This window comes from Imperialibacter sp. (genome assembly GCF_048007035.1).
In the GTDB taxonomy this organism is placed as follows: Bacteria; Bacteroidota; Bacteroidia; order Cytophagales; family Cyclobacteriaceae; genus Imperialibacter.
In genome coordinates this window covers 1193034-1218564 of the sequence record NZ_CP180355.1, presented here as the reverse complement: position 1 = coordinate 1218564, position 25531 = coordinate 1193034, and the positions used below count along the sequence as shown (strand labels likewise).

Sequence of the window (25531 nt, the reverse complement as noted above, 5' to 3'; positions counted from 1 at the left end):
TTTGCTTGTTTGTGGCCAGGGCAAATATCGACAATGTGACAAATGACAAGACTTTCACGGCTGACAAATATTTTTTTTCACTTGCAATCAAGGCGAGTGACTACGGCTCAGGAACTGGCTGATAAGTTTGGAATTAGTCAGAGAACGGTTTACCGAGATATCAGAGCATTGGAAGAAGCAGGTGTCCCAGTCATAGGAGAGGTGGGAACTGGTTATTACCTGATGGAGGACTATCGTATTCCTCCAGTCATGTTTTCGGAACAGGAAATTAATGCGCTGATGACGGCGCAGCAGATTATAAAAATGAATAGAGACAAGTCGCTGGAAAAAGGCATTGACGACTTGGTCACTAAAGTTAAGGCCCTATTAAAATATTCTTCAAGGGAAAAATCAGAAAAATTAGAAGAGCGGATATTCGTTTTTTCAAACTCGCCCGACCAAAAGACGGAGTATTTGGCTTCTATCCAGTCCGCCATTGTCAACACACAAATTCTGAAAATAAAATACCACACATTTTATTCTGATTCGATGTCTGAAAGAAGGGTGGAGCCCATTGCCGTTTACCTGACGAAAAATAATTGGCTTTTGATTGCCTTTTGCCAACTACGAAAGGGAATACGGGAGTTCCGAATTGACCGAATATTAAGTTTGGAAGATACCAGCGAAACCTTCGCAGAGCGACATTTTTCGTTTGGCGACTATTTGGGTGAACACTACAAAAAAAATAGTTGAATCCTACTGACATACCCTTGACACTGCTTGCTCCTAGATTTGGAGAAAAATTACAAACACTATGGACAAAATTAAGGTAGTGGCAGGGGCAACTCTTGCGCTATTAATCACTTGTGCAGGTTGCTACCGCAACAGTAATCAACAACTAAATTTTGAGAATGAAATGGAGCAAAAAGCAGTATCGGCAAATCTACGAACAGCAGATGAATGGGTGAGCAGCCCTTTAAGAAATCGTTTGACATTAAAGCTAAACCGCAATGTGGAAGAGGTATGGGCTCTCGTGGGTGATCCAGCCAATATGCCGCAATACAGCGATGGACTTAGAAAGGTAGAAACCGAATTTGATGAGGCAGGAAACTGCACAGCCTACACTTGTTATTTCAAGCCAGTGGATGGAGTTAATGAGGAAATTATCCATCACACCACAATTATATGGCACGAAAGAAACACTGGATGGGCTTCTTTAGACCCCGAAGTAAATCCATTTGGTATGCTGCAGTCGCTTTCACTCATGACACTTGAAGCTGATGAGGAGCAAACAGTTTTCAAATGGCAGTTTCATTTTAATTGTGAAAATGAGATGATGCTGAACTTTAATAAAGATGGATACAAGAGCGCTCTTGATGACATATCGCAGCGGCTTATCAAAAAGTTTGGCGGAACTCAGTTAGAAAACTTCGTTGAAGGCAGCTAAATGGAGACCTGGGTTAAAAGCGTCATGGAAATGGTGGTAGGTGGTATGCCACCATTCCTCAAGCTTTACAAAGCCAGGAAAGTAGTCATGTAGTGCAAAATTGGGAACTTGTCTTTTAGGTTCAGACAACATGATCAATTGAGCCTGAAGAGCTCGAAGTTACCAAAGGGAATTTTTCTATACTGAGTGCCGGTGGCACTGGCACTTTGTCTAAGACTAGTTCGAATATTATTTCTCAGGCATTTGTTTCCAAAATTGAGCCAGCCAACTCCCCAGGCAGCTCCATCCTGATTCTCCAATGCAACGGATAGTAGTTGTTGAACCTGGTAGCAATCCGTTTGGTCCACCCAAGGGGCAACTGCTGGTAGCACATCAGGTGCCATCCGTCTTTTTCTCTGTCGATGGGCCATTCCTCTTTGCGCAGGTATTGCAAAGCCTGCCTCAGGTCAAGCTCCCAGGTGGGGAAGATATCTTTTTTGAAAATGGTGGATAGCGCCAAAACAGCGGCAGGCACCAAATTCTTTTTCTTGATCTCGGCCACAAGCACGCCAGCCTGCACAATGCGCAGCTCTCTGATCACCGCCCCCCAGGCCGTGTTATCACCCTGTGGCATCGCAAGAATGTTTTCGTAGTACTGGAAGTAGTCCCGTTCGTCAGTCAGCCAGGGAGCTACTTCTGCCTGTTCCTTTTTGTCGGTGGAGGCCAGCGGAAACTTATCTTTTCTCGGAGCCTGCCATTCATCACCATCCAGCTTTCTTACGGCACAAACGAAGAAGCCTTCGCCTTTTACCAGGTGAGGCATGAACTGGTAACCCACCACATGGTTGGCAGCTTGCACTTCCCTTATGTTCAAGCTGGCGTCTACGGACAGGCTGACGGGCTCCAACTCCGTTTGCTCTGAGAGCCACTGGATGTTTTGCTCGTTTTCAGCGGGGTTGTAGGTGCAGGTGCTGTATATCAGCACACCGCCGGGCTTTAGCGCCGGCCACACGTCCATCAAAATCCTTCGTTGCCTGTCGGAGCACAGGTTGGCATTGTCGGGCGACCACTCGTTGATGGCATTGGGGTCTTTGCGAAACAAGCCCTCGCCGGAGCAGGGAGCATCCACAACTATCAGATCGAAGAAGCCTTGCAGCCTGTCGAAGTCCCTGGGGTCGTTGTTGCTCACTACCACATTAGGAGCACCCCATTTGGTCATGTTTTCGGCCAGTATCTCCGCCCGGCTCTTGATCACCTCGTTAGAGACTAGCAGGGATTCTTTGCTGAGCAAGGAAGCCAGCAATGTAGACTTACCACCAGGAGCTGCGCACAAGTCGAGCACTCTTAAGGGCTGAGAGAGGTCGACCGACTGCTTCACTACCTCTTCCAAAAACATGGAGCTGGCTTCCTGCACATAATAGGCACCGGCATGCATCAGCGGATCGAGGGTAAAGGAGGGCCTTTCCTGCAGGTAGTACCCATTGGTCGACCACGGCACTTTTTCCAGCTGAACGGGAGCCTGAAACTTCGCCGTATTGATACGAATGGAGGTAGGGGAGTCAGTAGCCAAAGCCTCAAGCAGCAACGACGCCTCGGCCCCCATTTGTGCTTGCAGCCTGTTCGAAAATGATGCGGGGAAGTTAGTTTTCATTTGCGGCTCTCGGCATGGTGGTAAGCAATGTACGGAGGTCTAAGGCTATTTTCCATTGACGTCGTCAGGGAGATTATTCATCTTGCCCCATTTCATTGAATGCCAGTCGAAGATTCCTACCCAATATTAAAAACCAAAGGGCCGATGAAAAAGCTTTAGCTCACTTAATTTCATCTAAAGACAGATCATTAATATGAATCGTGCCCACCAGGGCGGGTGGGCGAAAAATGGCGGCAGGTGCGGGTTTTTGGCCTGTGCGTTAATTTTTCGTTGACTTTTGCCTACTTTTTGTCAAGAAAAAGTAGGAGCCAGCCCGGCTTAAGGGCAAAAAGGTCAAAAGATAGATAAATCTTTTTGGTGTCATGATTTTAGGTTGTATCAACTGGGCAATCGCATTTAAAACAAATTCCAAATTTTACTTTCAAAGCTGTTTATTACACTTGCTCCTGGTCGGGCGCCTTTATTTGTGGCTTCCAGCATTATGCTAAGTAAATTGAGATGGTCTAAAATCACTTCCCATCGTTATTTTCTCCTCGCATTTTCAACGTCATTAAGCAAGTCTTCTGCCGATTGTTGAAACACGGAGACACCATATTCTCCCACACTCTCGACAAACTCCCGTTTGGAAATCCCTGCGATAGCCGCCGCCTGACCGGACGATAATTTTCCTTGATCAAACAGCTTTGCAGCCACAATCATCGATAGCTCTTTTTCATCGATATCGTCTGGTATATTATTTAGAGTGATCGTTTTCATTTATACAAATTCACAAAAAAAGCCTTTGAATTGATGGATGACTTTCCCCATCACCCCAAATGTAACTTCCTCATCAATACCCCCGCCGACACCTGCGTTATTTCCCCCGACTTCAGCGGAAAAAGACCAAGCTCTTCAATCGCCACCCTCACCAGCCTGAGTGTGGGGTGCCCCACCGCCGCCGTCATGCGCCGCACCTGCCTGTTCTTGCCTTCAATCAGCTTCAGCTCCAGCCACGTGGTGTTCGGGTACTTCTGATGATTCACCGGCGGATTTCTTTCCTCCAGCGCCTCAGGGCTGGGTATCACCTTTGCCTCAATTGGCAGGCTGTTGTGCTCCTTGCCTTTGATCCTGATCATAGGGCCTTTGGCAAGCGCCTCCAGTGCCTTGTGATCCACCACGCCTTCCACCTCCACCCAATAAGTGCGCTTGTGCTCATTGCTCGGGTGAAGTAGTCGTGCGTTCAGCCCTTTGTCGTTCGTCAGCAGCAGGAGCCCCTCGCTGTCGGTATCCAGTCGGCCAACAGGATATACATCCTTTGGCAGCTTGAACAGGGTGCCCAGACCCGGGTTGCCGTCTTCGTCGGTGAACTGGCTCAGCACACCATAGGGCTTGTGAATGATGAAGTACAAATGCTCTTTTCCCGCCACCGATCTTTTTTTATTGATTCAGTTTTTTCAACTCTTCCATTTCTTCCTCACTCAGGGCAAGGTCGATCTGAATGCGTCTTTCTGAAGGCAAAACAGTAAACAATATGGCAAAAATGAAGACAGGCGCCAGAAAATACATGGCGTCGTAGGTGACGATAGCCCCAACCACGCCAATCAGCCCCACCGTTTCCAGCACAGCCCCTCTGATCACCTTGTAGTTGTACCACGACTGCAGTCTTTGCTGCAAAGGGATGTTAGGGTCAGTCTTCAGCAGCTTTCCTGTGAAAGTCCACCCTGCCAGTGTCGCCAGCGCCACAGCGAGGATGGCATATTTGGGCAGTCCCGTGGGAATGATCGTTGACCCCTCGCCGGAGAAGAAAACGAAGAAGGAAACCAACGTAAAGAGGGCCAGGGTCGACATGAGAGAAATGTAAACCAGCCGGAGAATAGTCAGGTATTTTTTGAGCGTCATTATTACTGTTTTCGAAAGTAAAGCCAATACTTCCTCAAACATAACAAATGATGTTTAGGTTTGCTTGTATTCCATTCGGTCAACAATGGCTGCCACCGTCACATTGCTGGTGATGTTGACCACCGTGCGAAACATGTCGAGTATCCTGTCGACAGCAAAAATAAGCCCCAGGCCTTCAGCATTCAGCCCCACGCTTTGCAAAATCACAATCAGCATCACCATGCCTGCGCCGGGCACAGGGGCAGCGCCAATAGAGGCCAGCGTGGCCATGAGCACAATCGTAAGCTGCTGCCCCAGGCTCAGGTCAACCCCAAACGCCTGGGCGATGAAGACCGCCGCCACTGCCTGGTAAAGGCTGGTGCCGTCCATGTTCACGGTGGCGCCAATCGGCAGGCAAAAGCTCGTCACCTCTTCCCTGAGGCCAAGCTTTTCTTCGCTGCACTTCATAGTTACCGGCAGCGCCGCTGCGCTGGAACTGGTGCTGAAGCCCAGCATCTGCGCCGGAAGAATGTCCTGATAAAACTTCTTCACCGGGATTTTGGTAAAAATTTTGAGCATCAATGGATACACCAGCAGCAGCATCATGAATAGTCCAAATATCACGGCAAAGGAATAAAGCCCCAGTGCCTGAAACAGCTCAAGCACCCCGCCGCCGCTTGAGAAGTCGGCTACCATGCCTGCCATGAGGGCAAACACGCCATAGGGAGCAAACTTCATAATGATGTCTACGATTTTCAGCACAATGTCATTGGCTTCCAGAAAAAACTTACGGACAGTATCCGTCTGCTTTTCGGGCAGCATCACCATGGCAATGCCAAAAATCAGGGCAAAGAAAATCACCTGCAGCATCCGTTTGTTATCGCCCAGCGACATAAACAGGTTTTCCGGCACGGCATCCACCACAAACTGCAGGGGCCCCTTGGTCTGAAAATCCTGCGCCATCGCACTCCTTTCTTCCACCTTCGAAGAATACATCGCCTTCAGCTCTTCCCGTTTTTCAGGGGAGAAAGAAAGGCCGGGATTGATAATGTTGACAGTGAGCAGGCCAATGGTGATGGCCATGATGGTGGTGAGAAGAAACAAAACAAAGGTCTTCGTACCCATCCGGCTCAGTCGGCTGATGTCTTTCAGGTTGCTCATGCCCACAATGAGGCTCACCAGCACCAGCGGCACGGCGATCAGTTTCAGCAGATTAATGAAAATGGTGCCGAAGGGGCTTATCCAAACCTTGATAAATGCAGAGGTGCCAAGAGAGCCGGCCAAAAGGCCTGCCAGAACGCCGGCGATCATTCCGATAATAATCTGCCAGTGAAGAGCGAGTTTTTTCATTCAGGGTCAAAGGTTGATGGTGTATAAATGCGGAAAGATATGTGATTGCCCGATCCGTTGATTTGCGGCGCATCGAAATATTTTTTACGGAAAGAATTATGGTTAATTTGGGCAAAAGGTTGAGTGCCAGCGGTAGCCTGTCGGGCGCTGGCATTCTCAAATCAGACGCTCTCAAAATGCACACACATCCCAGAACCGTTGCTTACTCTCAGGTGACCATCACCGAACTGATGATCCCTTCCTACGCCAACTTTGGAGGCAAAATCCACGGTGGCATTCTGCTGTCGCTCATGGACAAAGTGGCCTATGCCTGCGCCACCAAGCATTCCGGTGCCTATTGCGTCACGGTTTCTGTCGATACCGTAGATTTTTTGCAGCCGGTGGAGGTAGGCGACCTGGTGTCGCTGAAGGCGTCGATCAACTACGTGGGCAATTCCTCTATGGTGGTGGGCATTCACGTGGTGGCTGAGAACGTAAAGGAGGGCGTGGTGAAGCATACCAACAACAGCTACTTTACCATGGTGGCCAAGGACGAGAACGATAAGCTGACCACAGTGCCTGCCCTCATTTTGTCCGACAAAGAGGAGGTAAGGAGATTTGTGGAAGCTATCCACCGCAAAGACCTGAAGAAGGAGGCCGCCGAAAGAATGCAGGCAACCAAGAAGGTTTTTCAGCTGGAAAATGTGGTGTCGTTGCTGGAGAAAGAAAGGTGCGAGATAGCTTTCGCCGCCAGCTAAAAGCTTGACGGAGCTTTTAATGGCGCAAGGAACAAACACCCTACCGAGCAAGTATTGTTATCGAGAAACCTTGTATCCGATTGAACTTACTTTGCTTTTTGTTGATCAAACTATTGCTTAAGGCAAGATAAGCCAGTAATTGAATCGTAATACCTTCCTTTTTGCTACACTTACTTATCTTTTCGGTGGCATCACCTTGTTTTTGAGTGAAAATGCTATTTTTATAGAGTATTTTTCTATAGTTTTTCTTCAGGGGAGTTATCTTTTTGATTAAATTACTCGCCATTTAAGTGGAGTTACTATTCTTTTAAGTGGGTAGTTCATGCATAAAAGGTAAATTTTTTATACTAAAAGCCAAACTCATGCTTACTTTCAACTTACTGCAGGTGCTTCGGGTACGTTGGATCAGGCAGCCCTATGGTTACCTGGTTCGGAATGGCATTTCGCCCAACCTGGCACACAAAATGGCCAACGAGGAAATCCGTGCCATCCGGCTCGACCACATAGAAAAGCTGTGCCATTTACTCAACTGCACACCTAACGACCTGTTTCGTTTCTCGCCGGGCCGGGAGGTGGTGCCACCCGGCCATGCCCTGCACCGGCTGGCCCGCAAAGACGACGAGCAGCAGGCCGTGGAATGGCTCACGGCCCTGCACAACCTGCCCCTGGAGGAGCTCAGGAAGCTGGCAAAGGAAAAGAAGGAAGGGGAGTAGGGGTTGTGGGTCAACCACGGCAATTTATACGGAGATTATGGGCAAAGGAGTTGATCAGCCGAAATCACCACTAGATAGCTAGGAAATGGAAGGCCAAAATGATAGTTTAGACAGGGAAAACGTCCAGAAATTTTGCTACCGAGTCCACTTGTGACTATAGGAAATATAGACGCTTGGGTAGGGGGTGACCTGGGGGTTCTATAGTCGTTGGGCTTCATTAGAAAATGGATAAAGAGATACTAAGGAAGGATAGAAGTATAATTCAACTGATTGACCATCTTGAAAAAAGGTTCGGACTTGGTGAGTTCACCATAAACGATTTTTGGGAAGCAGATCTTTGCGCCATCGGAATTTCTGATCCACAAAAGGAAGTCTTAATTTACATTTCAACCTATGGTAAAAGGGAAGGGCAATATTTCATCTCAATTGAAAATATTGACGATCCAACGATTTCAACGAGCAAGACTGAGGATGTAGAAATTAGAGATCTTGAAATAAAAATAGCTGAACATCTGAGATTAAAATAGCGAAAGCACAACAAAACCTATACTTAATGCCCTTCGGGGCGCCGTGTTTAGCCAAACCATTAGCTACCGTCCTAAAGAATGATAATTAAGCTGACAAATTTAGCTCTTGGAATAATTCTGATTGTGGTGAGTGCAGTGACTGTGATTCCGTTAGCCGTACAGACCATCCAGTCTGACGGAGGAGGATTCGGATTTGGTCTCTTGTTATTACCAGCAATATTGCCTTTGAGTTTTTGCATAATGTTTGGCTTGTTCGGTTTTTTAAATTACCAAAGGAACTACGAAAGGATTAGAAAAATATTTATTGCCTTTCATGTGCTGGTTGCCATAATTGGTCTAGCAGCTTTTATAATTATGCCAGTATTTCCATTCATGATGATTTCTATTTCGATAGCATTCGGATTAATAATGACAATGAATCAGCAAAATATAGGACGCCAAATCCTGATTAATAATGGGCTGATAGTCATTTGCTTAATTTCAATTTTATTGATGCTAATTGTATCCAACGAAGGATTGGAATTTAGCTGGCTGATAGATTTATGGAGAGAATAGGGTGATAAAATCGGTGGCTAACGAAACAAAGGCACAAGCTGACGAAAACGAGCTAGCTCACTGTTCGACATGCTCCGAAGGTCATCGCTTAGCGAGAAATCCGAACCACAGATAAAAATGGATAGCTGATCTGTAACCCTCCCCACCCACACAATTTTCTTTGCCTCATTTGCAGTTTTTCATCAGCTTTCGCAAAACGTTGAAACATGCAAAAAATACTCACTTTCATTTTTACTATAGTGCTGGCGGGTCAGGTGCTGGCGCAGGACATGTCAGTCCCCAAAATCCTCACCCAGCGAGAGCAAGCCGAAGTCATCGACCGCTGGCTGGAAGAACGAATCAAATACTTACTACCCGACCTCATGCGCAGGGAAGGCCTCGATATGTGGCTGATCATCGCCCGTGAATACAACGAAGACCCCGTGATCCGCACCATGCTGCCAGCCACCTGGCTGGCCGCCCGTCGCCGCACCATTCTGGTGGTGTATGACCCCGGCGCAGGCAAAGAGCTGGAAACCTATGCCATTGCCCGCTACAACGTGGGCACCATGTTCAAAATGGCCTGGAACCCAACCATTCAGCCCGATCAGTTCAAAGCACTGAGCAGGCTGATACAGGAGAAGAACCCAAAGAAAATAGGCATCAATAAGTCGGAGCATTTTGCACAAACAGATGGCATCACCTCCAATGAGTACGACCAGCTGATGAATGTGCTGCCAAAGAACTTCCAGCAAAAAGTAGTGTCGGCAGAAAAGCTGGCCATAGGTTGGTTGGAAACTCGCACCGAAAGCGAAATGATCGTGTACCAGCAGATCGTGAGAATTGCCCACCAGATCATTCAGGAAGCCTTCTCCGACAAAGTCATTCAGCCCGGCATCACTTCCACCGACGACGTGGTGTGGTGGATGCGGGAGCGCATCAAAGAGCTGAAGCTCGACACCTGGTTCCACCCCTCAGTATCCATCCAGCGCCAGGATCCGGAGTCTTTCGATCATTTGCGAAGCTTTTCAGAAAGGCCAGGCGAACAGGTGATATTACCCGGCGACCTTATTCACACCGACTTCGGCATCACCTACCTGCGCCTCAACACAGATACGCAGCAGCATGCCTATATTTTGAAGCCGGGCGAAACCGAGCCGCCAAAGTTTCTACAAGACGCATTTGCAGAGGGCAACAAAGTGCAGGACGCCCTCACCAGCAACTTTGTAGTGGGTAAAAGCGGCAATGAAATCCTGAAGGCAGCCCTTGACCAGTCTAAGGCCGCCGGCCTCAAGCCTTCCATTTACACACACCCTATTGGCTACTACGGCCATGCCAGCGGCCCCACCATTGGCATGTGGGACCAGCAGGACGGCGTGCCAGTCAACGGCGACTATCCGCTTTACCACAACACGGCCTATTCCATTGAGCTCAACGCCAGCGTGTTTATCAAGGAATGGAACAAAGAGATCAGGATCATGCTGGAAGAAGACGGCTATTTTGACAAAACCGGCTTCCGCTACATCGACGGCCGACAAAAAGAGCTGATGGTGATTCCAAGACCCATGTTTCCGAATGGGAAGTAAGGGAGTGATAATTTGACGATATTGTAGTTGTTTCTGTAACGAAATGTGAAAGCGGTTAAAATCTTTTGGCTCCCTTTAGGGTTGGGGTAGGACAAAAGATTTTAACGCTGTTTTCAAAACATATTGGTCTTAAGTAACGCTGCATTTTCAATCTCACTCAAAGAAGTAGCAAGGTAGCATTTGAGGTTAGTTCCCAAATTTTGCACATTGCTGCTTCTAATATTCCAAACACACCTACCGTATACTGATGAAAAATCTCTTAGCCATTTCCTTTCTGTTATTAATAGTAGCCACCGGCTGCAAAAAGAAGGAAATACCTTCTTTCAAGGTGATGTCGTTCAACCTCCGGTACGACACGCCCAACGACAGCATCAATGCCTGGTCCAATAGAAAAGACGCCGTTGCTGACCTCGTCAAATTCCATGAAGCTGAAATAGTGGGCGTGCAAGAAGCACTTCTTCATCAGCTCAAAGACCTTGAAGAAAGGCTACCCGACCATAGCTGGCTGGGTGTGGGCAGAGATGATGGCATCGCTAAAGGTGAGTTTTCGGCCATTCTCTATAACAAGCATCTGTTTCAGGTAATGGACTCCGGCACTTTCTGGCTGTCGCCCACACCTGATGTGCCTTCCAAGGGATGGGATGCGGCTATTGTAAGGGTATGCACCTGGGCGAAAATGAAAAACCGGCATTTGGGAAAAGACTTTTACATTTTCAACACCCACTACGATCACATTGGCGTAGAGGCTAGAACCAATTCTTCAAAGCTGATCATCGAGAAGGTCAATGAAATAGCCGGTGAGCTGCCGGTAATTTTAACCGGCGACTTCAACTCGGAGCCGGAAACAAAAGCCTACGAAACACTTACGGAAGGGCTGACCGACGCCCGCAGCCTCAGTGAAAACCCGCCTTATGGACCCTACGGCACCTGGAATGGTTTCGACCACAACGCCGACCTCACCCGCCGCATCGACTACGTCTTTGTTAACGAAAAAGTGCTGGTCAGAAAATATGCCGTGCTGTCCGACGCAACAGAAAACCGCTATCCCAGCGACCACCTGCCGGTAATGGCCGAGGTGATGTTTAGGTAGAGAGGTTCAATGTTGTTTGGTTAAGAGCATCATACCCTCGAATGACCTAAAGGGAGCCCCAATTAGATTTTGCCGCCCTTTAGGGTTTGGGGTAATAATAAGATTGGGACAGTGAACCTCTTAACCAAACAACATTAATAACAGACTATCGTTTTTTCAAACCCTGCCGCTGGCGGGGTTTTTTGTTGCCTATTGCACAACATCGTTGCCTAAAACCTGATATTCTCACTATCTTCATCGTTCAAAAAACTAATAACCAATGTCTACCTACTCACGCCGCAAATTTTTAGATACCATGAAACTGGGTGCTGGTGCAGCACTCGGAGCTTCTCTGCTCACTTTTCCATCTGCCACAGCTTTAGCTTCTGTTTCTTCATTTCCTCGCAGAAAGCAGGGAAAGAAACTCGGGATAGCTCTGGTTGGGCTTGGCTACTATGCCAAAAACCTGCTGGCGCCGGCGCTGGAGAAAACCGAGGACTGTTACCTGGCGGGCATCGTCACAGGTACGCCGTCCAAAATTCCCGAATGGAAAGAGAAGTACAACATTGCCGATAAGAATGTTTACAGCTACGATACGTTCGATAAGATCAAGGACAACCCTGACATTGACATCATTTATGTGGTGCTGCCCAACAGCATGCACAAGGAATACACCATCCGTGCTGCCAAAGCTGGTAAGCATGTGATTTGCGAGAAGCCCATGGCACTTAACCCCGCCGAATGCCGGGAAATGATCGCTGCCTGCGACAAGGCGAAGGTGAAGCTGGCCATTGGGTACCGACTGCACTCGGAGCCGCATACACAGGAGATCATGCGTTTGGCCAGGGAGAAAGACCTTGGAGCTGTCAAACTGATTGAAGCAGCCGATGGCTTCCGCATTGGTGACCCCACCCAGTGGAGGCTGAAAAAGGCCCTGGCCGGAGGCGGTGCCATGTACGATGTGGGCGTGTACTGCATCAATGGCGCTCGTTATGCCACGGGCGAACAGCCAATTGCCGTGACTGCGCAGGAGTACAAAACCGATCCTGTCAAATTCAAGGAAGTAGATGAAACGATCACCTGGCAAATGGAATTCTCAAGCGGAGCCGTGGCTACCTGCACCACCACTTATGCCGCCTCAACTGAACGGCTGTATGTGGCATATGAAAAAGGCTGGGCCGAGCTGCGTCCCGCTTTTGGATACGGACCCATCAAAGGCAAAACCAACAAGGGAGAAATGGACATTCCCCACACTGTCCACCAGGCCTTGCAAATGGATGACTTCAGCCGCTGTGTGAAAGAGAACAAGGAATCACCTGTCAACGGCTATGAAGGCCTGAAGGACTTGCTGGTAGTGGAAGCCATCTATAAATCAATTGCTTCCGGGAAGAAGGAGAAAGTGATGCCGGTTTAGTTCACCGCTTCGCCGCTACTGATATGGTCGTTTACATGGCTATATCGTAGCGAGATGGAGCCAGCATGTTGCGATGTTGTCAGGGCATGGGCTTTCTAAAATTTCCCCTATTTTTGCCCCATGAAGCTATTCTTCAACCGGCTGTATGCAGGATACGCCCTGCTGGTATTTTCCATTACGTTTCTGATTCTTTTTCCCTGGTTTCTGCTGGGAATCTATTACCCGCCGGCATCCAGAATGGTGCTAAAGGTGAACTATTGGTGGGCGATTGTTTACTTCTTTCTGATTGGCTTGCCCATTAGTGAGGAGTGGCGCTTCAAAAGGGACGGTCGCCAAAACTACATCTTCTGCTCCAACCACTTTTCCTACCTCGACATCCCCGTGATGGGGTTTGTGCATTCACCTTGTGTTTTCGTAGGCAAAAGCAGTATTGCCAAAGTGCCGTTGTTTGGCTTTATGTTTAGGAAGTTACACATCATGGTCGACAGGGAGAGAGCCAGAAGCAGGGCAGAGGTGTACAAAAGAGCTGCCATTGCGCTGGATGAAAAGAAATCTGTGATCATTTTTCCCGAAGGAGGCATCAAAGTGTTGCACTCTCCCAAGATGACGGCATTTAAGGATGGAGCCTTTCGAATGGCCATTGAGAAACAAATTCCCATTGTTCCAGTGACCATTCCATACAATTGGATAATTTTACCCGACGACAATCGTTTTGTCATTCGTTTCAAACGCCCTAAAATTGTGCTCCACGAGCCCATCGATACCAAAGGAATGACAATCGACAGGGTAAACGAACTGAGGGATGAATGCTTTAGGGTAATAGATCAGGAGCTCAGGGCTTGTTTCCCTGAAAAATTTACAAAGGATACTGAATGAAAATAGATAAAGACACATTGCATAAACTGGCTCACCTGGCCAGGCTTGAATTGGATCCTTCCAACGAAAAGGAAATGCTCAACAGCCTGAGCGAAATCCTCACTTGGGTGGAAAAGCTCAATGAGCTGGACACAAAGGATGTGGATCCACTGGTGAGCATGTCTTATGAACTGAATGCTTTCAGAGAGGACAAAGTAACGGAAGAGCTTCCACGGGAAGAAGGTCTTGCCAACGCACCTCAGCACGACGACAAGTTCTTCATCGTACCCAAGGTAATCGAATAATATGAACGAAAGCTGGGCTTTCTGGAAGGAGTGGCCTTTCGAACTCAGGCGGCTTTTTGTTGCCATGGCAGCCATCGCCAGCCTCCTTATAATAACTGTTTTGGGTTTCGAAATTGCAGGCCACCACCTCGTGCTCGACTGGTACCTCACTTCCGAAACGGAGACTGTTAAACTTGCACTGGACCATGTTTCCGTCGGCCTTTTCGATCTGGACATCCCCGCTGATGTATACCTGGTCAAGCAGCATTTCGAGGGCAGCACCTGGATCATCCGCCCCTGGGCTGGTGTGGTCTACCTCGGATTTCTCTCTCTCTTTTACAGCCTGCTGCTGGCCGTTTCTACTTACCTGCCCCGGTTTTGGTACATGGTTGCCACGGTCGTTTTCATAGGTCTGTTGATTTCTATGCGCCTGGAGCAGCTCCTTCTTTTCGGCTGGTTCGACTACAAGCCCCTGGCGATTGGAATACTGCTTTTTCTGCCACTGAGTTACTACTTCCATGCCTTCAAAAGCCATGTTCCTCTGGTTAAAAGGTTTTTTGCATTTGCAGGAGCATTCATACTCCTTGCAGGTGTCATCTACTTTGGCTCCCAAATTGACCAACCTTTTTATACCCTTGCTCAATACAATTTCACAGCTCCTGTAATTATTGTCGTTGTGTTTGCTTTATTGGTAGGGCACGAGGTCGTCTATTTCATCCTGCGAATGATCACCAGTGGTAAAGCGCAGGCGGGGTCAAAAAACTGGGTGCACTTTTTCACATTCAGCATATTCTATCTCGTCAATGTGGGTCTGGCCTATGCGCACAATGCCCGCTATCTCACCTGGGACATTCTCTATCTCAACGAATTTTTGATGCTCGGCCTTGCAGCCGTCTTAGGTCTTTGGGGTTTGAAAGCCAGGGAGGCCAGGTACGAAGGCACAGCTCCTTTTTATCCTATCGCAGCTGTTTTTTACATGGCCTTGTGCGGGATTAGCTTCACTACCATTGGCTACCAACTGTTGCAGGGCAACGACCCGGTGCTGGAGGCGTTTGAAGATGCTATTCTTTTCAGTCAACTGGGGTTTGGAGTCATTTTTCTCCTTTACATTATTGTCAATTTTGTCACTCCCCTCATGCGCAACCTGGCAGTTTACAGGGTGGTGTTCAAAGAAGGTACCCTGCCTTATCCAACTTACCGCCTGGCAGGTACCATCGCTGTGACGGCTTTGTTTTTGCTGTCCAACCGTGTCGCACTCAATCAGTCAATTGCAGGGTATTACAACTCATTGGGCGACTTATACAAAGTACGAAATGAGCAGTTGCTGAGTGAACAGTACTACCTTCAGGGGGCATTGTATGGTTATCAAAACCACAAATCTAACTATCAGCTGGGCTTCATAGCCAATAGCAAAGAGAAGCTGGGTGAAGCCCTGTATAGGTTTGAACTGGCAGCTGGTAAGAACCCTTCCCCTCACGCTTTTGTCAACCTGAGCAACCAATATCAAAATACTGACCAATTCTTTAAAGGTATTTTTGCTTTGCAGAAGGGGAAGAGCAAATTCCCTTCCAATGGCTACATCGGCAACAACCTGGGTGTGCTTTATTCTTCGACCAATATTCTTGACTCTGCAGCATTTTATCTGAAGCAAGGGCTGGGAGAAGAGTTTTCCCGCCGTGCCACCAACGCTAATCTAGGATATGTGTCGTTCAAGGCTGGTCAGCAAATTAGCAGCGATGAAATAGAGGAGGTAGTGAAAGACAAGCTACCTTTTGGCTTCCTGACCAATGCATTGGCAGCCACAGCAAAAAATGGCACGAAACAACTGCCAGAAGTAGTGGAGCCTTTTCTGCCCGACTCAACACTATCTGGCTTCACTTTCCCTTTTGTTTACAACGCTGCATTGGTAGACCTTGGGAAGACGGAAGGAAAACTGACCGACCGACTGCCTGCCATGGTGGACGCTTCTTCAAATGCTGGTTTTTACGGCCCTCTGTCCATTGCACATGCGCTGCATCTTTACTACGAAGGCAAGGCTTCCCAAGCCATTCAGATACTCAACCGGGTGCAGCAAACCTTCCCCACCTATCGGGGCTATTGCTTCCATTTAATGAGCGTGATGGCGCTTGATCAGGGGGCAGCAATGAAAGCAGCTGAGTATTTTGAAAGTGCCTCGGCTGAAAACTATCCTGATGCTGATATCAACCAGGCGATTGCCTTGTCTGAGGCAGGAAACTGGGAGCAGGCCACTTTGAAATGGATTTTATTGGAAACCCATGAGGGCACGTCAACGCTCGCTGAATCTATGCTCAAGTTGTCGGAGACAACGGATTTGAGCAGCTTGGCAACCGACCAACAACGATACCAGTACTTTCGTTGGTTTGGGCGGCGACTGAATGAAACGCAGCAAGATGACCTCCTTGTCGCTTTCGAAAGTGAAAGCATGAAGAAGGCGGCTTTGGTTTGTCTCGCACAGGCTTATTTCAACGCCGGAGACGCACAAGCCGCACAGCAGCTGACAGACAATCCATTGCTAAACGACTGGGCACAACCCGAAATGACAATTTTGGAATTGGAACTGGCGATAAAAGAGGGTGGGCTGTCAAAACTGGACAGCACTGATTTGATCAATAGCCTGCCTCCAAAGTATGGTCAGGTGTGGGTAAATGCTGCGCAGGCTGTGAAGGTGAACAATGCAACTGCTTTAAAGGAAGCTATTGTCAATAATCCGTTTAATGCCGCCCTGGCAATGGCTGCCGCCGATTTTTTACAGGAAATGAAGGAGGATGAAGCGGCGTACGACGTGCTTGTCGCCAACATAGAGGCCAATCCTTACAACCCGGACGTTATCAAGAAATACATTTGGCTGGCACTCGACATGGGTTTCCAAAACTACGCTGAAAATGGAGTGATCCAACTCCTCGACTTGCTCCCATCAGAGGAATACAAAGCCTTCGAAAGAGAATACGACGACCGGGTCGCAGAGATCGAAGCCGAGCGGGAAAGTTGGAACTTCGATTGAATACACTCTTCAATTGAATGAGCCCTCTATTTTTTACCTAAACTGTAAACTTTAAGTTGAGTAGCGCCCCCAAAGGAGGGCGGGCGAAAAATGGTGGCGGGTGTGGGTATTGGCATGTGCGTTAATTTTTCGTTGACTTTTCGGTCCGCCGATGCGGCTTACTTTTTGTCCCATCCGGGAACGGCAAAAAAAAGTAAGAGCCTGTCCGGCTTGAGGACAATGAGATGGTGTCACAATATTTAATGGATAGGCGGACACTTTCTCGTCGTAGATCAGAGCAAGTCTGAGCAAGATCAAACAGCTTTAATGCATCGAATCTATTTCGATGCCAGCATCGCTCGTTACTTGTACAGTTATTAATAGCCCAACATCACCTCCAAAAACTTCCGCAACGCCGGATTCTCGTTGTCCTTCTTCCACATCGCCGACAACCGGGCCGTTTGCTTTCCATTTTTCAACTCGATGAACTTCACCTTCAGGCTGAAACCTTCTTTCAGGGTAGTCGGTACAATAGCAATCCCGAGCCTATTCTCCACCAGCCTGAAAATCGTACTGGCGTGTACCGAACGATGTGAAACCTTCGGACGGAAGCCACTGGCTTCAAATATATTCATGAACTGATTAAAATAGTCGACGCTATAATCACTCGAAAACAGAATAAAGTTTTCTTCCCTTAGCTGATGCAAATCCACAAAGCTTTCTTCATTCATTGGGTGATCATGAGGGAGCACCAGAGAAAATGTATCTTCGAAGACCGTAATTAATTGCATTTCCTTCGGCGCATGCTCCAACCTCACAAAACCAATATCGAGTTTGTCGTGCATGAGCCCTTCCAGTTGTTCCTGGTTAGCCATTTCTGTCAACGAGGTATGGATCGACGGGTACTGTTTATTGATCTCCAGCAATACCTTCGGAATGACCCTTTGCATAGCCGACCCAACAAAGCCAATCCTTACCTCACCGTCGTCTCCAGCCTCAATCATTTTGAGCTGCTTGACGATAAAGTCGAGGTTGTTGATAACGCCCTTGAGCTCCTGTTGAAGATATTTTCCCGGTGCCGTCAGTGCTACGTTTCTCTTGTTTCTTACAAACAGTTTTACATCCAGCTCTTCTTCCAGCTGCTGTATCTGGCGGCTGAGCCCCGGCTGGGTGATAAACAGCTTTTCGGCCGCTTTCCTGAAATGAAGCTCCTCTGCCACTTCCAGAAAATACTTAAAATGACGAAGCTCTATCTGATTACTTATAGGCATTAGTTATTGATATAAAAGGTATTTTTAGTAATTAAAGGTAGTGACTAGATTTGAGAAATGCTTACATCGGTTAGAGCTGATTGATTTTCATAGGTCTAGGGGTCAGTTCGTTCCGAATAGGCAACTTTAACCCAAATTATGCCCACGTCAGTGAATTTTCACCCTGGAGAAGACCGGCTGTCTGTCGGTCTTCTCATGAGGGTTTGCCAGCAGGAAGTTGGTGTTGAGATCGCCAGAGCCGCCAGAGAAAAAATTGATCAGAGCCGAAGTTATGTTGACCAAATTGTAGAAAGCAATAAGGTTGTATATGGCATCAATACCGGCTTTGGGCCTTTGTGCAATACCCAGATAGCCGCCGGCGACACTCGAAAACTGCAGGACAATATCCTGCGCAGCCACAGTGTGGGGGTAGGGGCTCCCGTTCCTTTGGACATTGTCCGGCTGATGCTCATCACCAAACTACAGTCCCTGAGTCAGGGCTATTCCGGCATTTCTACCGAAGTGTTGGAACGCATGATCTGGCACCTCACAACCGGATACTTACCCTACGTTCCGTCACAAGGCTCAGTAGGTGCATCCGGTGATTTGGCACCCTTGGCTCACATGTTTCTTCCGTTAATAGGGCTCGGAAAGGTGTGGGACGGAAACAACTGGGTTGAAACCGGACTGATATTCCAAAAAGAGGGCATCAAGCCTATTGAGCTTGGCGCAAAGGAGGGTCTGGCACTCATTAATGGCACGCAGTTCATTGCCTCCTTTGCCGTTCTGGGGTTGTACAGACTACACAACCTGCTGGAAACGGCGGACATCATTGGTGCCATGAGCCTCGAGGGTGTGCTCGGTTCTGCTAGTCCGTTCGATCCGGCACTGCACTTGCTCCGGGCCTTTCAGGGCTCAACGCATGTGGCCCACCGGCTTAAAATAATGCTGCAGAACTCTGAGATGGTGGAGTCACACGCCAATTGTGGCAGGGTGCAGGATCCGTACAGTTTTCGCTGTATGCCTCAGGTGCATGGCGCTTCCCGCAATGCCTGGCTGCATTTAAAAGAGTTGACTGAAATTGAAATCAATAGCGTCACCGACAACCCCGTCATCTTTAGTGCTGATAAAACCATCAGCGGAGGTAACTTCCATGGGCAGCTGCTGGCCATGCCACTGGATTACGCTACACTGGCTGCCGCCGAAATTGGTAGTATCTCCGACCGTCGAACCTACCAACTGCTGGAAGGAGATGTCGAAGGCCTTCCGAAGCTGCTTATGCGCAACACAGGCATCAATTCCGGTTTCATGATTCCCCAATACACCTCTGCTGCTCTGGTGAGTGAAAACAAAAGCCTTTGTTTCCCTGCCAGCGCCGACAGTATTCCTACGTCGCTCGGTCAGGAGGATCATGTGAGTATGGGCTCTATCAGTGGCCGAAAACTGAACACCGTGCTTGATAACCTCGAAAATATTTTGGCCGTAGAGCTGGTATGTGCCGCACAAGCTTTCGACTACCGCAAGCCGATGAAGTCGGGGGTGATCCTGGATGCCTGTCATGAGCTGGTGCGACAAAAAATAGACCACGCAGAGGAGGACAGAATATTTGGCGATGACATCGCTGTAGCAAGGGAGATAGTTGCATCCGGGGAACTCACCAGTGCCGCACTTGAGGTTGCTCAATCAAACAATATCAACTTAAAAGGAGACCTGTATGAATCTTTCAGCCTTTCTTAATACTTACGCAAGTCACCCAAGCTACAAAGCACCCACGGGCTCAACACTGAACGCCCGGTCGTGGCAGACTGAAGCGCCATTGCGCATGTTCCTCAACAACCTCGACGCTGAAGTGGCTGAAAATCCAGCGGAGTTGGTGGTCTACGGCGGCACTGGTCAGGCAGCCAGAAATGTGGAGTCGGCCAGGAAGATCATTGAGATGCTCCTGCAGTTGGATGACGAGCACAGTTTGCTCATACAATCTGGTAAGCCAGTCGGCGTGCTTCGAACCCATGCAGAGGCACCTAGGGTGCTGATTGCCAACTCCAATTTGGTGCCGGCCTGGGCCAACTGGGAGCACTTTCAGGAGCTGAAGGAGCGGGGATTGATGATGTATGGACAGATGACAGCTGGCAGCTGGATTTACATTGGTTCTCAGGGCATCCTTCAGGGAACCTACGAAACCTTTGTGGAATGCGGCAAGCAGCATTTTGGGGGAAGCCTTAGGGGGAAACTGCTGGTTTCCGGGGGCCTTGGAGGAATGGGAGGTGCTCAGCCTCTGGCAGCGACCATGGCAGGGGCTACTTTCCTGGGCGTCGATATTGACCCTGAAAGAATCAAGAAACGCTTGCACACCCGCTACATTGATAAAATGACCGACTCCTATGACGAGGCGGTGAAATGGGTACTGGAAGCCAAAGAGAAGAAGGAAAGCATCTCGGTCGGCTTAGTGGGCGACATTGGCGATGTGCTGGAAAGACTTTTGAAAGACAATATCACGCCTGATGTGCTCACCGATCAGACATCTGCGCACGACCCTGTTTTTGGCTATGTGCCCAATGGACTATCGCTGACTGATGCTGAGATTCTTCGAATGAAAAATCCCGTCAAATACAAGGAACGGTCACTGAAAAGCATGGCCCGCCATGTTGGATTTATGCTCGAAATGAAGAAGCGTGGAAGCCAGGTATTTGACTATGGCAACAACCTTCGGGAGTTTGCCCGTCAGGGCGGTGAGGCCAACGCTTTTGATTTCCCCGGGTTTGTGCCTGCTTATATTCGCCCACTGTTTTGTGAAGGCAAAGGCCCTTTCCGTTGGGCGGCCCTTTCTGGCGACCCCGAAGATATTTACACCACCGACAAGGCTTTGATGGAAGCTTTTCCGGAAAATGCCCACCTCATCAATTGGCTAAAGCAAGCCAGAGAGAAAATAGCCTTTCAGGGGCTGCCCTGCCGTATTTGCTGGCTGGGCATGGGAGAGCGGGAAAAGGCCGGGCTGATCTTTAACGACCTGGTGAAAACAGGTAAAGTAAAAGCTCCGATCGTCATTGGTCGTGACCACCTCGATTGCGGTTCTGTAGCATCACCCAACAGAGAAACGGAAGGGATGCTCGATGGCTCCGATGCGGTGTCCGATTGGCCATTGCTTAACCTCATGGGCAATACAGCAGGCGGTGCCACGTGGGTTTCTTTTCATCACGGTGGTGGTGTGGGAATGGGCTACTCGCAGCATGCCGGCATGGTCGTATTAGCCGACGGCACAGAAAGAGCGGAACGTTGCCTTCGCCGGGTGCTCTTCAACGACCCGGCCATGGGCGTTTTCCGGCACATGGACGCCGGTTACGAACTAGCCAGCAACGTCGCCACCACCCACCATTTGAAATTCTGAGTAAATAGTAATTGATTGACTTTTCACGAAAAAAGATCGAAAAGTCTTGTTGTATCGGATGTTTCATGTGTATAAAATTTGTTTTTCAGCGGCCACATGGAATAGCCAATAGCATTTCGGAAGTGATAGTCGACTGTTCTCCGACTTTATTCATTTCCGCTAGGTATGGCTCTCCTTATGGCTATTTCATCTATTTATTTCGGCGAGTACATTAGATTATAAATCTACTTATTAATAAGAGTAGTGCCCTCTTAGGAGGGAGGGCGAAAAATGGCGGCAGCTTGAGCGTTATTGGCTTGAGCGTTAATTTTTCGTTGATTTTTGGTTACTTTTCATCAAGGAAAAGTAACAGCCAGTCCGGCTTGAGGACAGAGAATTACCAATAGTTAGCAAATTAAGTTTTCGGCCAAGTAGTAACCAAGCAAACTGAGCAATGGGTTTAATGCCCATCGCTATAGGAAAAAAGTATAGAGCTTTGGCGGCATTTTGCCTTTACGCAAAAATGATGACAAAGCGGTTAACGAGTCCAAAGACATATTTCAAAAAAAATGCACACCCCCCAACACATCGGCCCTTTCAAACAAATCGTCACCCTGGCACACCTGTCAATGAAGGGCCCAATAACGGACGATCAGCTTCTGGTGGTACCGAACGCAGGTATTGTGCTCCTCGGCGACCGGATCGTAGAGATAGTGGACTTCGAAGAAGGAGCGAAAAGGCACAAGAATGTTTTTGAAATGGAAGGCGACTATGTGGCTCTTCCCGGCCTCATCGACTGCCACACCCATATCTGCTTTGCGGGCTCTCGGGCAAAAGACTACCAGATGAAGGTGGGAGGTGCTGGCTATCAGGAAATTTTGAAAGCCGGCGGTGGTATCCATGACACGGTGCAAAAGACAAGGGCGGCTACCTTGGCCGAATTAGAGAGACTGGTAGCCGGGCGGGCAACACGGCACATGACAGAAGGGGTGACAACCATTGAAGTGAAAAGTGGTTATGGCCTTAACCTGGCCGACGAGCTTAAGATGCTGGAAGCCATCAGCTGCACGTCAAAGGAATATTTGCTCGACCTTATCCCCACTTGTCTGGCGGCCCACGTCAAACCAGGTGAATTCGACAAAGCTGACGAATACCTCGATTTTCTGGCCCACAACCTATTGCCGCAGGTAAAAGAGGAGGGCCTTTCCAACAGGGTAGATATTTTTGTGGAAGACGGTGCTTTTGATGTCGCACTGAGCAAAAAGTACCTGACCAGGGCGAAGGATATGGGTTTCCACCTCACTGTGCACGCTGACCAGTTCAGCTCTGGTGGTAGCAAGCTGGCTGTTGACATGGGAGCTCTCAGCGCCGACCACCTCGAAGCTTCTACCGACGTAGATATCAAGTACCTGGCCGAGAGCAATACGATTGGCGTAGTTTTGCCAGGTGCCTCTATGGGCTTGGGCTTGCCATTTGCTCCTGCCAGAAAGCTACTAGACTATGGAGGTTGCCTCGCCATTGCCACCGACTGGAATCCCGGCAGCGCTCCTATGGGCGACCTGCTCATGCAAGCAGCTGTGCTTGGCGCTTCACAAAAACTTTCCATGGCAGAAACCTGGGCCGGCATTACCTTCAGAGCAGCGAAAGCACTTGCCTTGGACGACAGAGGAAGCCTCTTGCCCGGCAATTTGGCAGATTTTATTGCTTTTGAAACAACGGACTACCGGGAGGTGCTGTATCACCAGGGTAAAATGAAGCCAGTGGCCGTCTGGAAAAATGGCCGTCTGGTTGAATAAAAAGTGGGCGAGTGGCTGCTATTTGCCTTGTAAGCTTTAGGCTTCATAGTATTCACTATCGGAGCCTTCATTAAATCTTTTAACTTCGCTCCACATAAACAAAACGATTGGCTTTCTGATTCAAAGGCATGTACAGATCACCCGATAGAAACATTTGGCGAGGAAGAACCGACAAATACGATGGGCCAGACGGAGCTCGCTGGCACCATGTCATTCAAATGCTCGATCTGTCGAGGCCTATCGCTTCAGCACCCGGTCAAAAGAAATTTGCACTGCTAGGCTTTTGTTCCGACGAAGGAGTAAGAAAAAACTTTGGTAGGAGAGGAGCATCTGAAGGGCCGTATGCTATCAGGAAAATGGCAGCCAACTTACCCTGGCATGGCCAATCGTCTGTTTCCCTTTTCGATGCAGGCGATGTCCTTTGCCCAAATGGCAACCTGGAAACGGTTCAAAAGCTATTAGGGCAAAAAGTGGCGACTTTACTAGACACTGGCTATTTCCCTGTTCTGCTGGGAGGCGGGCATGAAATCGCCTACGGGCATTTTCTCGGGGCTTTTGCCCATTGTCCGGATAAGAAAATCGGCATCATCAATCTTGATGCACATTTCGATCTGCGAAACGACCCGCATGCACCCACATCGGGGACGCCATTTTTGCAAATAGCCAATTTTCTTGCCCAGGAAGGAAAGCCTTTCGACTATATGTGCCTTGGCATCCAGCCGTCCGGCAATACCACTGCCCTTTACAAGACTGCCCACCGGAAGAAAGTAAAATACCTGGAAGCAGGAACGCTCTTTCAGCTTTCTACAGCCGAGATAGAAAAGGTGATCCATAAATTCGCCAAGCCCCTCGATCATATTTACCTCACCATATGCCTCGACGTAATGGATGGCGCATTTGCTCCGGGTGTAAGTGCTCCGGCTGTAATGGGGCTGGCACCACAGCAGGTAGCCGAGCTACTGCGCATCATTATGGGCACAGGCAAAGTGCTTACCTGCGACATTGCAGAAATGAACCCAGCCTTCGATCAGGACAATAGAACAGCGAAACTAGCGGCTAACCTGGTGTTTCGGATCATGAGCGAACTAAAACCTACAAAGTAGCAAGCGCTTCTTCTTGCCTTTGAGTCTTTGTGGATCAAGCGGAAAATCTGGGGGATAAAACTCAAAAGGAGTGTAATTCGATTCAGCAAATAGGCGGCAATAAAAAAGCAAAACTGGTTCAATGCGTCTCGCTTGGACCTTTTGCTTTTTTATGCAAGCAGAAAATACCCATGCCAAACATCAATCCCCCCAGAAATACAGATTGATCCGTCTTTGTGGCTACAAAAAAGAACCTTCCCTAACACTGTGAAGAGGATTCTACTACCTAAGTGTGTGTTGAGGGAAGGTCACAATCAATCGAAAACCGGGAGCAAGATGGTCAGGCTTTCGAGGTTTGTAATCCCCCAAACTGAGGGAATTTTCAATTTCTCCGAAGAAATAAAAATTTTTTCACGTCCGAAGAAAGTTTTTTTTAAGCTGTTTTTGAGCCTTGCCATCCTCAGGATTTATTCCCGTGCGAATCTGTTCGGGCTTATTTCAACCCTAAAAAATTTTTGTTTCTGCAAATCCTCTTTTTTTGGGTTTAAAAAGAACCGATGGGAGACTCATTTGTAAATTACTGACTAACAAGCCGTTATATGAAATTATAATCCTTCTGCTTATAATTGAGAGGAAATAGGAATTAACCCCAACAATGATTGATATGGAACGACACCTTAATCACACAGTTGTAGCAGATCTTGAAACTGAATTGAAAGATACTTTCGCTAACATAAAAATGAGTGACCTGAACCTTCAGGACATTACAATGGATGAGTTTGTTGAGCAGTTGAGCAAAAAATCAAAGCTTAGCAAAGAGGAAGTAACCGAGATGGTAGAAGAAAAGATCAACTACATCTACTCAAAGAGACTAGGATAATACCCTTTCTACTTAAATTACACCCTGATTAATGAAGAGGCTGCCCAAAAGGCGGCCTTTTTTATGAGTACTATTCACTCCAGCACTATCGATTCCCAACAGCTGGAACTGTCTTTTGTATTTCTCAGGTTCAAATCTGAACACAACTGTACCGTATCCGTACACATTTCTTCAAA

General features: G+C 48.2%; 23 protein-coding genes. 17 read left to right on the top strand and 6 right to left on the bottom strand.

Translation table 11 applies throughout. From position 1 onward, the window contains the following. Positions 1-42 precede the first annotated feature (42 nt). Together ACMVP2_RS05530 and ACMVP2_RS05525 are read left to right on the top strand one after the other, a co-directional pair. Positions 43-732 carry a helix-turn-helix transcriptional regulator gene (locus tag ACMVP2_RS05530; protein ID WP_416866990.1) on the top strand — a complete coding sequence of 230 codons (690 nt, stop codon included), beginning with the start codon at positions 43-45 and terminating at the stop codon, positions 730-732. A 61-nt stretch (positions 733-793) separates the two neighbouring features. Next, positions 794-1426, top strand: a complete 633-nt coding sequence (locus tag ACMVP2_RS05525; protein WP_416866989.1) for an SRPBCC family protein — start codon at positions 794-796, stop codon at positions 1424-1426. A 235-nt stretch (positions 1427-1661) separates the two neighbouring features. On the opposite strand, the gene ACMVP2_RS05520 is transcribed toward ACMVP2_RS05525, so the two are convergent. The 5 genes from ACMVP2_RS05520 to ACMVP2_RS05500 form a co-directional block, all read right to left on the bottom strand. Beyond that, on the bottom strand, positions 1662-3056 hold the full coding sequence (locus tag ACMVP2_RS05520) for a methyltransferase RsmF C-terminal domain-like protein (protein WP_416866988.1): 1395 nt from the start codon (positions 3054-3056) through the stop codon (positions 1662-1664). Between the two features lie 522 nt (positions 3057-3578). Then, positions 3579-3812, bottom strand: coding sequence for a UPF0175 family protein (locus ACMVP2_RS05515; RefSeq protein WP_416866987.1), 234 nt, complete (start codon positions 3810-3812; stop codon positions 3579-3581). A gap of 50 nt (positions 3813-3862) precedes the next feature. Next, positions 3863-4462, bottom strand: coding sequence for a pseudouridine synthase (locus tag ACMVP2_RS05510; RefSeq protein WP_416866986.1), 600 nt, complete (start codon positions 4460-4462; stop codon positions 3863-3865). 10 nt (positions 4463-4472) lie between these two features. Next, a complete protein-coding gene (locus ACMVP2_RS05505) occupies positions 4473-4976 on the bottom strand; it encodes a hypothetical protein (RefSeq protein ID WP_416866985.1) in 504 nt (167 codons plus the stop codon). Between the two features lie 12 nt (positions 4977-4988). After that, entirely contained in the window at positions 4989-6263 is a 1275-nt protein-coding gene (locus ACMVP2_RS05500) for a dicarboxylate/amino acid:cation symporter (protein WP_339787170.1), read from the bottom strand. Positions 6264-6439: 176 nt separating this feature from the next. On the opposite strand from ACMVP2_RS05500, the gene ACMVP2_RS05495 reads away from it, so the two are divergent. The 10 genes from ACMVP2_RS05495 to ACMVP2_RS05450 all read left to right on the top strand — a co-directional run bounded on the left by ACMVP2_RS05495 (position 6440) and on the right by ACMVP2_RS05450 (position 17004). After that, the gene (locus ACMVP2_RS05495) at positions 6440-7000 is read left to right on the top strand and encodes an acyl-CoA thioesterase (RefSeq protein ID WP_416868193.1); all 561 of its coding nucleotides are present in this window, start codon (positions 6440-6442) and stop codon (positions 6998-7000) included. Positions 7001-7362: 362 nt separating this feature from the next. Continuing rightward, entirely contained in the window at positions 7363-7713 is a 351-nt protein-coding gene (locus tag ACMVP2_RS05490; protein ID WP_416866984.1) for a helix-turn-helix domain-containing protein, read from the top strand. 224 nt (positions 7714-7937) lie between these two features. Beyond that, on the top strand, positions 7938-8240 hold the full coding sequence (locus ACMVP2_RS05485) for a hypothetical protein (RefSeq protein ID WP_339787163.1): 303 nt from the start codon (positions 7938-7940) through the stop codon (positions 8238-8240). A gap of 78 nt (positions 8241-8318) precedes the next feature. Further along, a complete protein-coding gene (locus ACMVP2_RS05480) occupies positions 8319-8795 on the top strand; it encodes a hypothetical protein (protein ID WP_416866983.1) in 477 nt (158 codons plus the stop codon). A 206-nt stretch (positions 8796-9001) separates the two neighbouring features. Then, positions 9002-10360 (top strand): M24 family metallopeptidase, encoded by a 1359-nt coding sequence (locus ACMVP2_RS05475; protein WP_416866982.1) that lies wholly within the window; start codon positions 9002-9004, stop codon positions 10358-10360. Positions 10361-10607: 247 nt separating this feature from the next. Then, complete coding sequence (locus ACMVP2_RS05470) at positions 10608-11450, top strand: endonuclease/exonuclease/phosphatase family protein (protein ID WP_339787156.1); 843 nt, start codon at positions 10608-10610, stop codon at positions 11448-11450. 259 nt (positions 11451-11709) lie between these two features. Further along, on the top strand, positions 11710-12843 hold the full coding sequence (locus ACMVP2_RS05465) for a Gfo/Idh/MocA family oxidoreductase (protein ID WP_350077421.1): 1134 nt from the start codon (positions 11710-11712) through the stop codon (positions 12841-12843). Between the two features lie 120 nt (positions 12844-12963). Continuing rightward, positions 12964-13719, top strand: a complete 756-nt coding sequence (locus ACMVP2_RS05460) for a lysophospholipid acyltransferase family protein (RefSeq protein WP_416866981.1) — start codon at positions 12964-12966, stop codon at positions 13717-13719. Continuing rightward, positions 13716-14003 (top strand): Asp-tRNA(Asn)/Glu-tRNA(Gln) amidotransferase subunit GatC, encoded by a 288-nt coding sequence (gene gatC / locus ACMVP2_RS05455; RefSeq protein WP_339787149.1) that lies wholly within the window; start codon positions 13716-13718, stop codon positions 14001-14003. Before ACMVP2_RS05460 ends, gatC begins: the two co-directional genes overlap by 4 nt. A 1-nt stretch (position 14004) precedes the next feature. Beyond that, a complete protein-coding gene (locus tag ACMVP2_RS05450; protein ID WP_416866980.1) occupies positions 14005-17004 on the top strand; it encodes a hypothetical protein in 3000 nt (999 codons plus the stop codon). Between the two features lie 356 nt (positions 17005-17360). On the opposite strand, the gene ACMVP2_RS05445 is transcribed toward ACMVP2_RS05450, so the two are convergent. Next, complete coding sequence (locus ACMVP2_RS05445; protein ID WP_416866979.1) at positions 17361-18254, bottom strand: LysR family transcriptional regulator; 894 nt, start codon at positions 18252-18254, stop codon at positions 17361-17363. Between the two features lie 138 nt (positions 18255-18392). Between ACMVP2_RS05445 and hutH the strand changes: the two genes are divergently transcribed. The 5 genes from hutH to ACMVP2_RS05420 all read left to right on the top strand — a co-directional run bounded on the left by hutH (position 18393) and on the right by ACMVP2_RS05420 (position 25355). Continuing rightward, on the top strand, positions 18393-19970 hold the full coding sequence (hutH, locus tag ACMVP2_RS05440; RefSeq protein ID WP_416866978.1) for a histidine ammonia-lyase: 1578 nt from the start codon (positions 18393-18395) through the stop codon (positions 19968-19970). Beyond that, the gene (hutU, locus tag ACMVP2_RS05435) at positions 19948-21618 is read left to right on the top strand and encodes a urocanate hydratase (protein ID WP_416866977.1); all 1671 of its coding nucleotides are present in this window, start codon (positions 19948-19950) and stop codon (positions 21616-21618) included. Before hutH ends, hutU begins: the two co-directional genes overlap by 23 nt. A 548-nt stretch (positions 21619-22166) precedes the next feature. Beyond that, positions 22167-23393, top strand: coding sequence for an imidazolonepropionase (gene hutI, locus ACMVP2_RS05430; RefSeq protein WP_416866976.1), 1227 nt, complete (start codon positions 22167-22169; stop codon positions 23391-23393). A gap of 128 nt (positions 23394-23521) precedes the next feature. After that, positions 23522-24496 (top strand): formimidoylglutamase, encoded by a 975-nt coding sequence (hutG, locus tag ACMVP2_RS05425; protein ID WP_416866975.1) that lies wholly within the window; start codon positions 23522-23524, stop codon positions 24494-24496. A gap of 643 nt (positions 24497-25139) precedes the next feature. Next, positions 25140-25355, top strand: a complete 216-nt coding sequence (locus tag ACMVP2_RS05420; RefSeq protein ID WP_339787133.1) for a hypothetical protein — start codon at positions 25140-25142, stop codon at positions 25353-25355. The last annotated feature ends 176 nt before the right edge of the window (positions 25356-25531 follow it).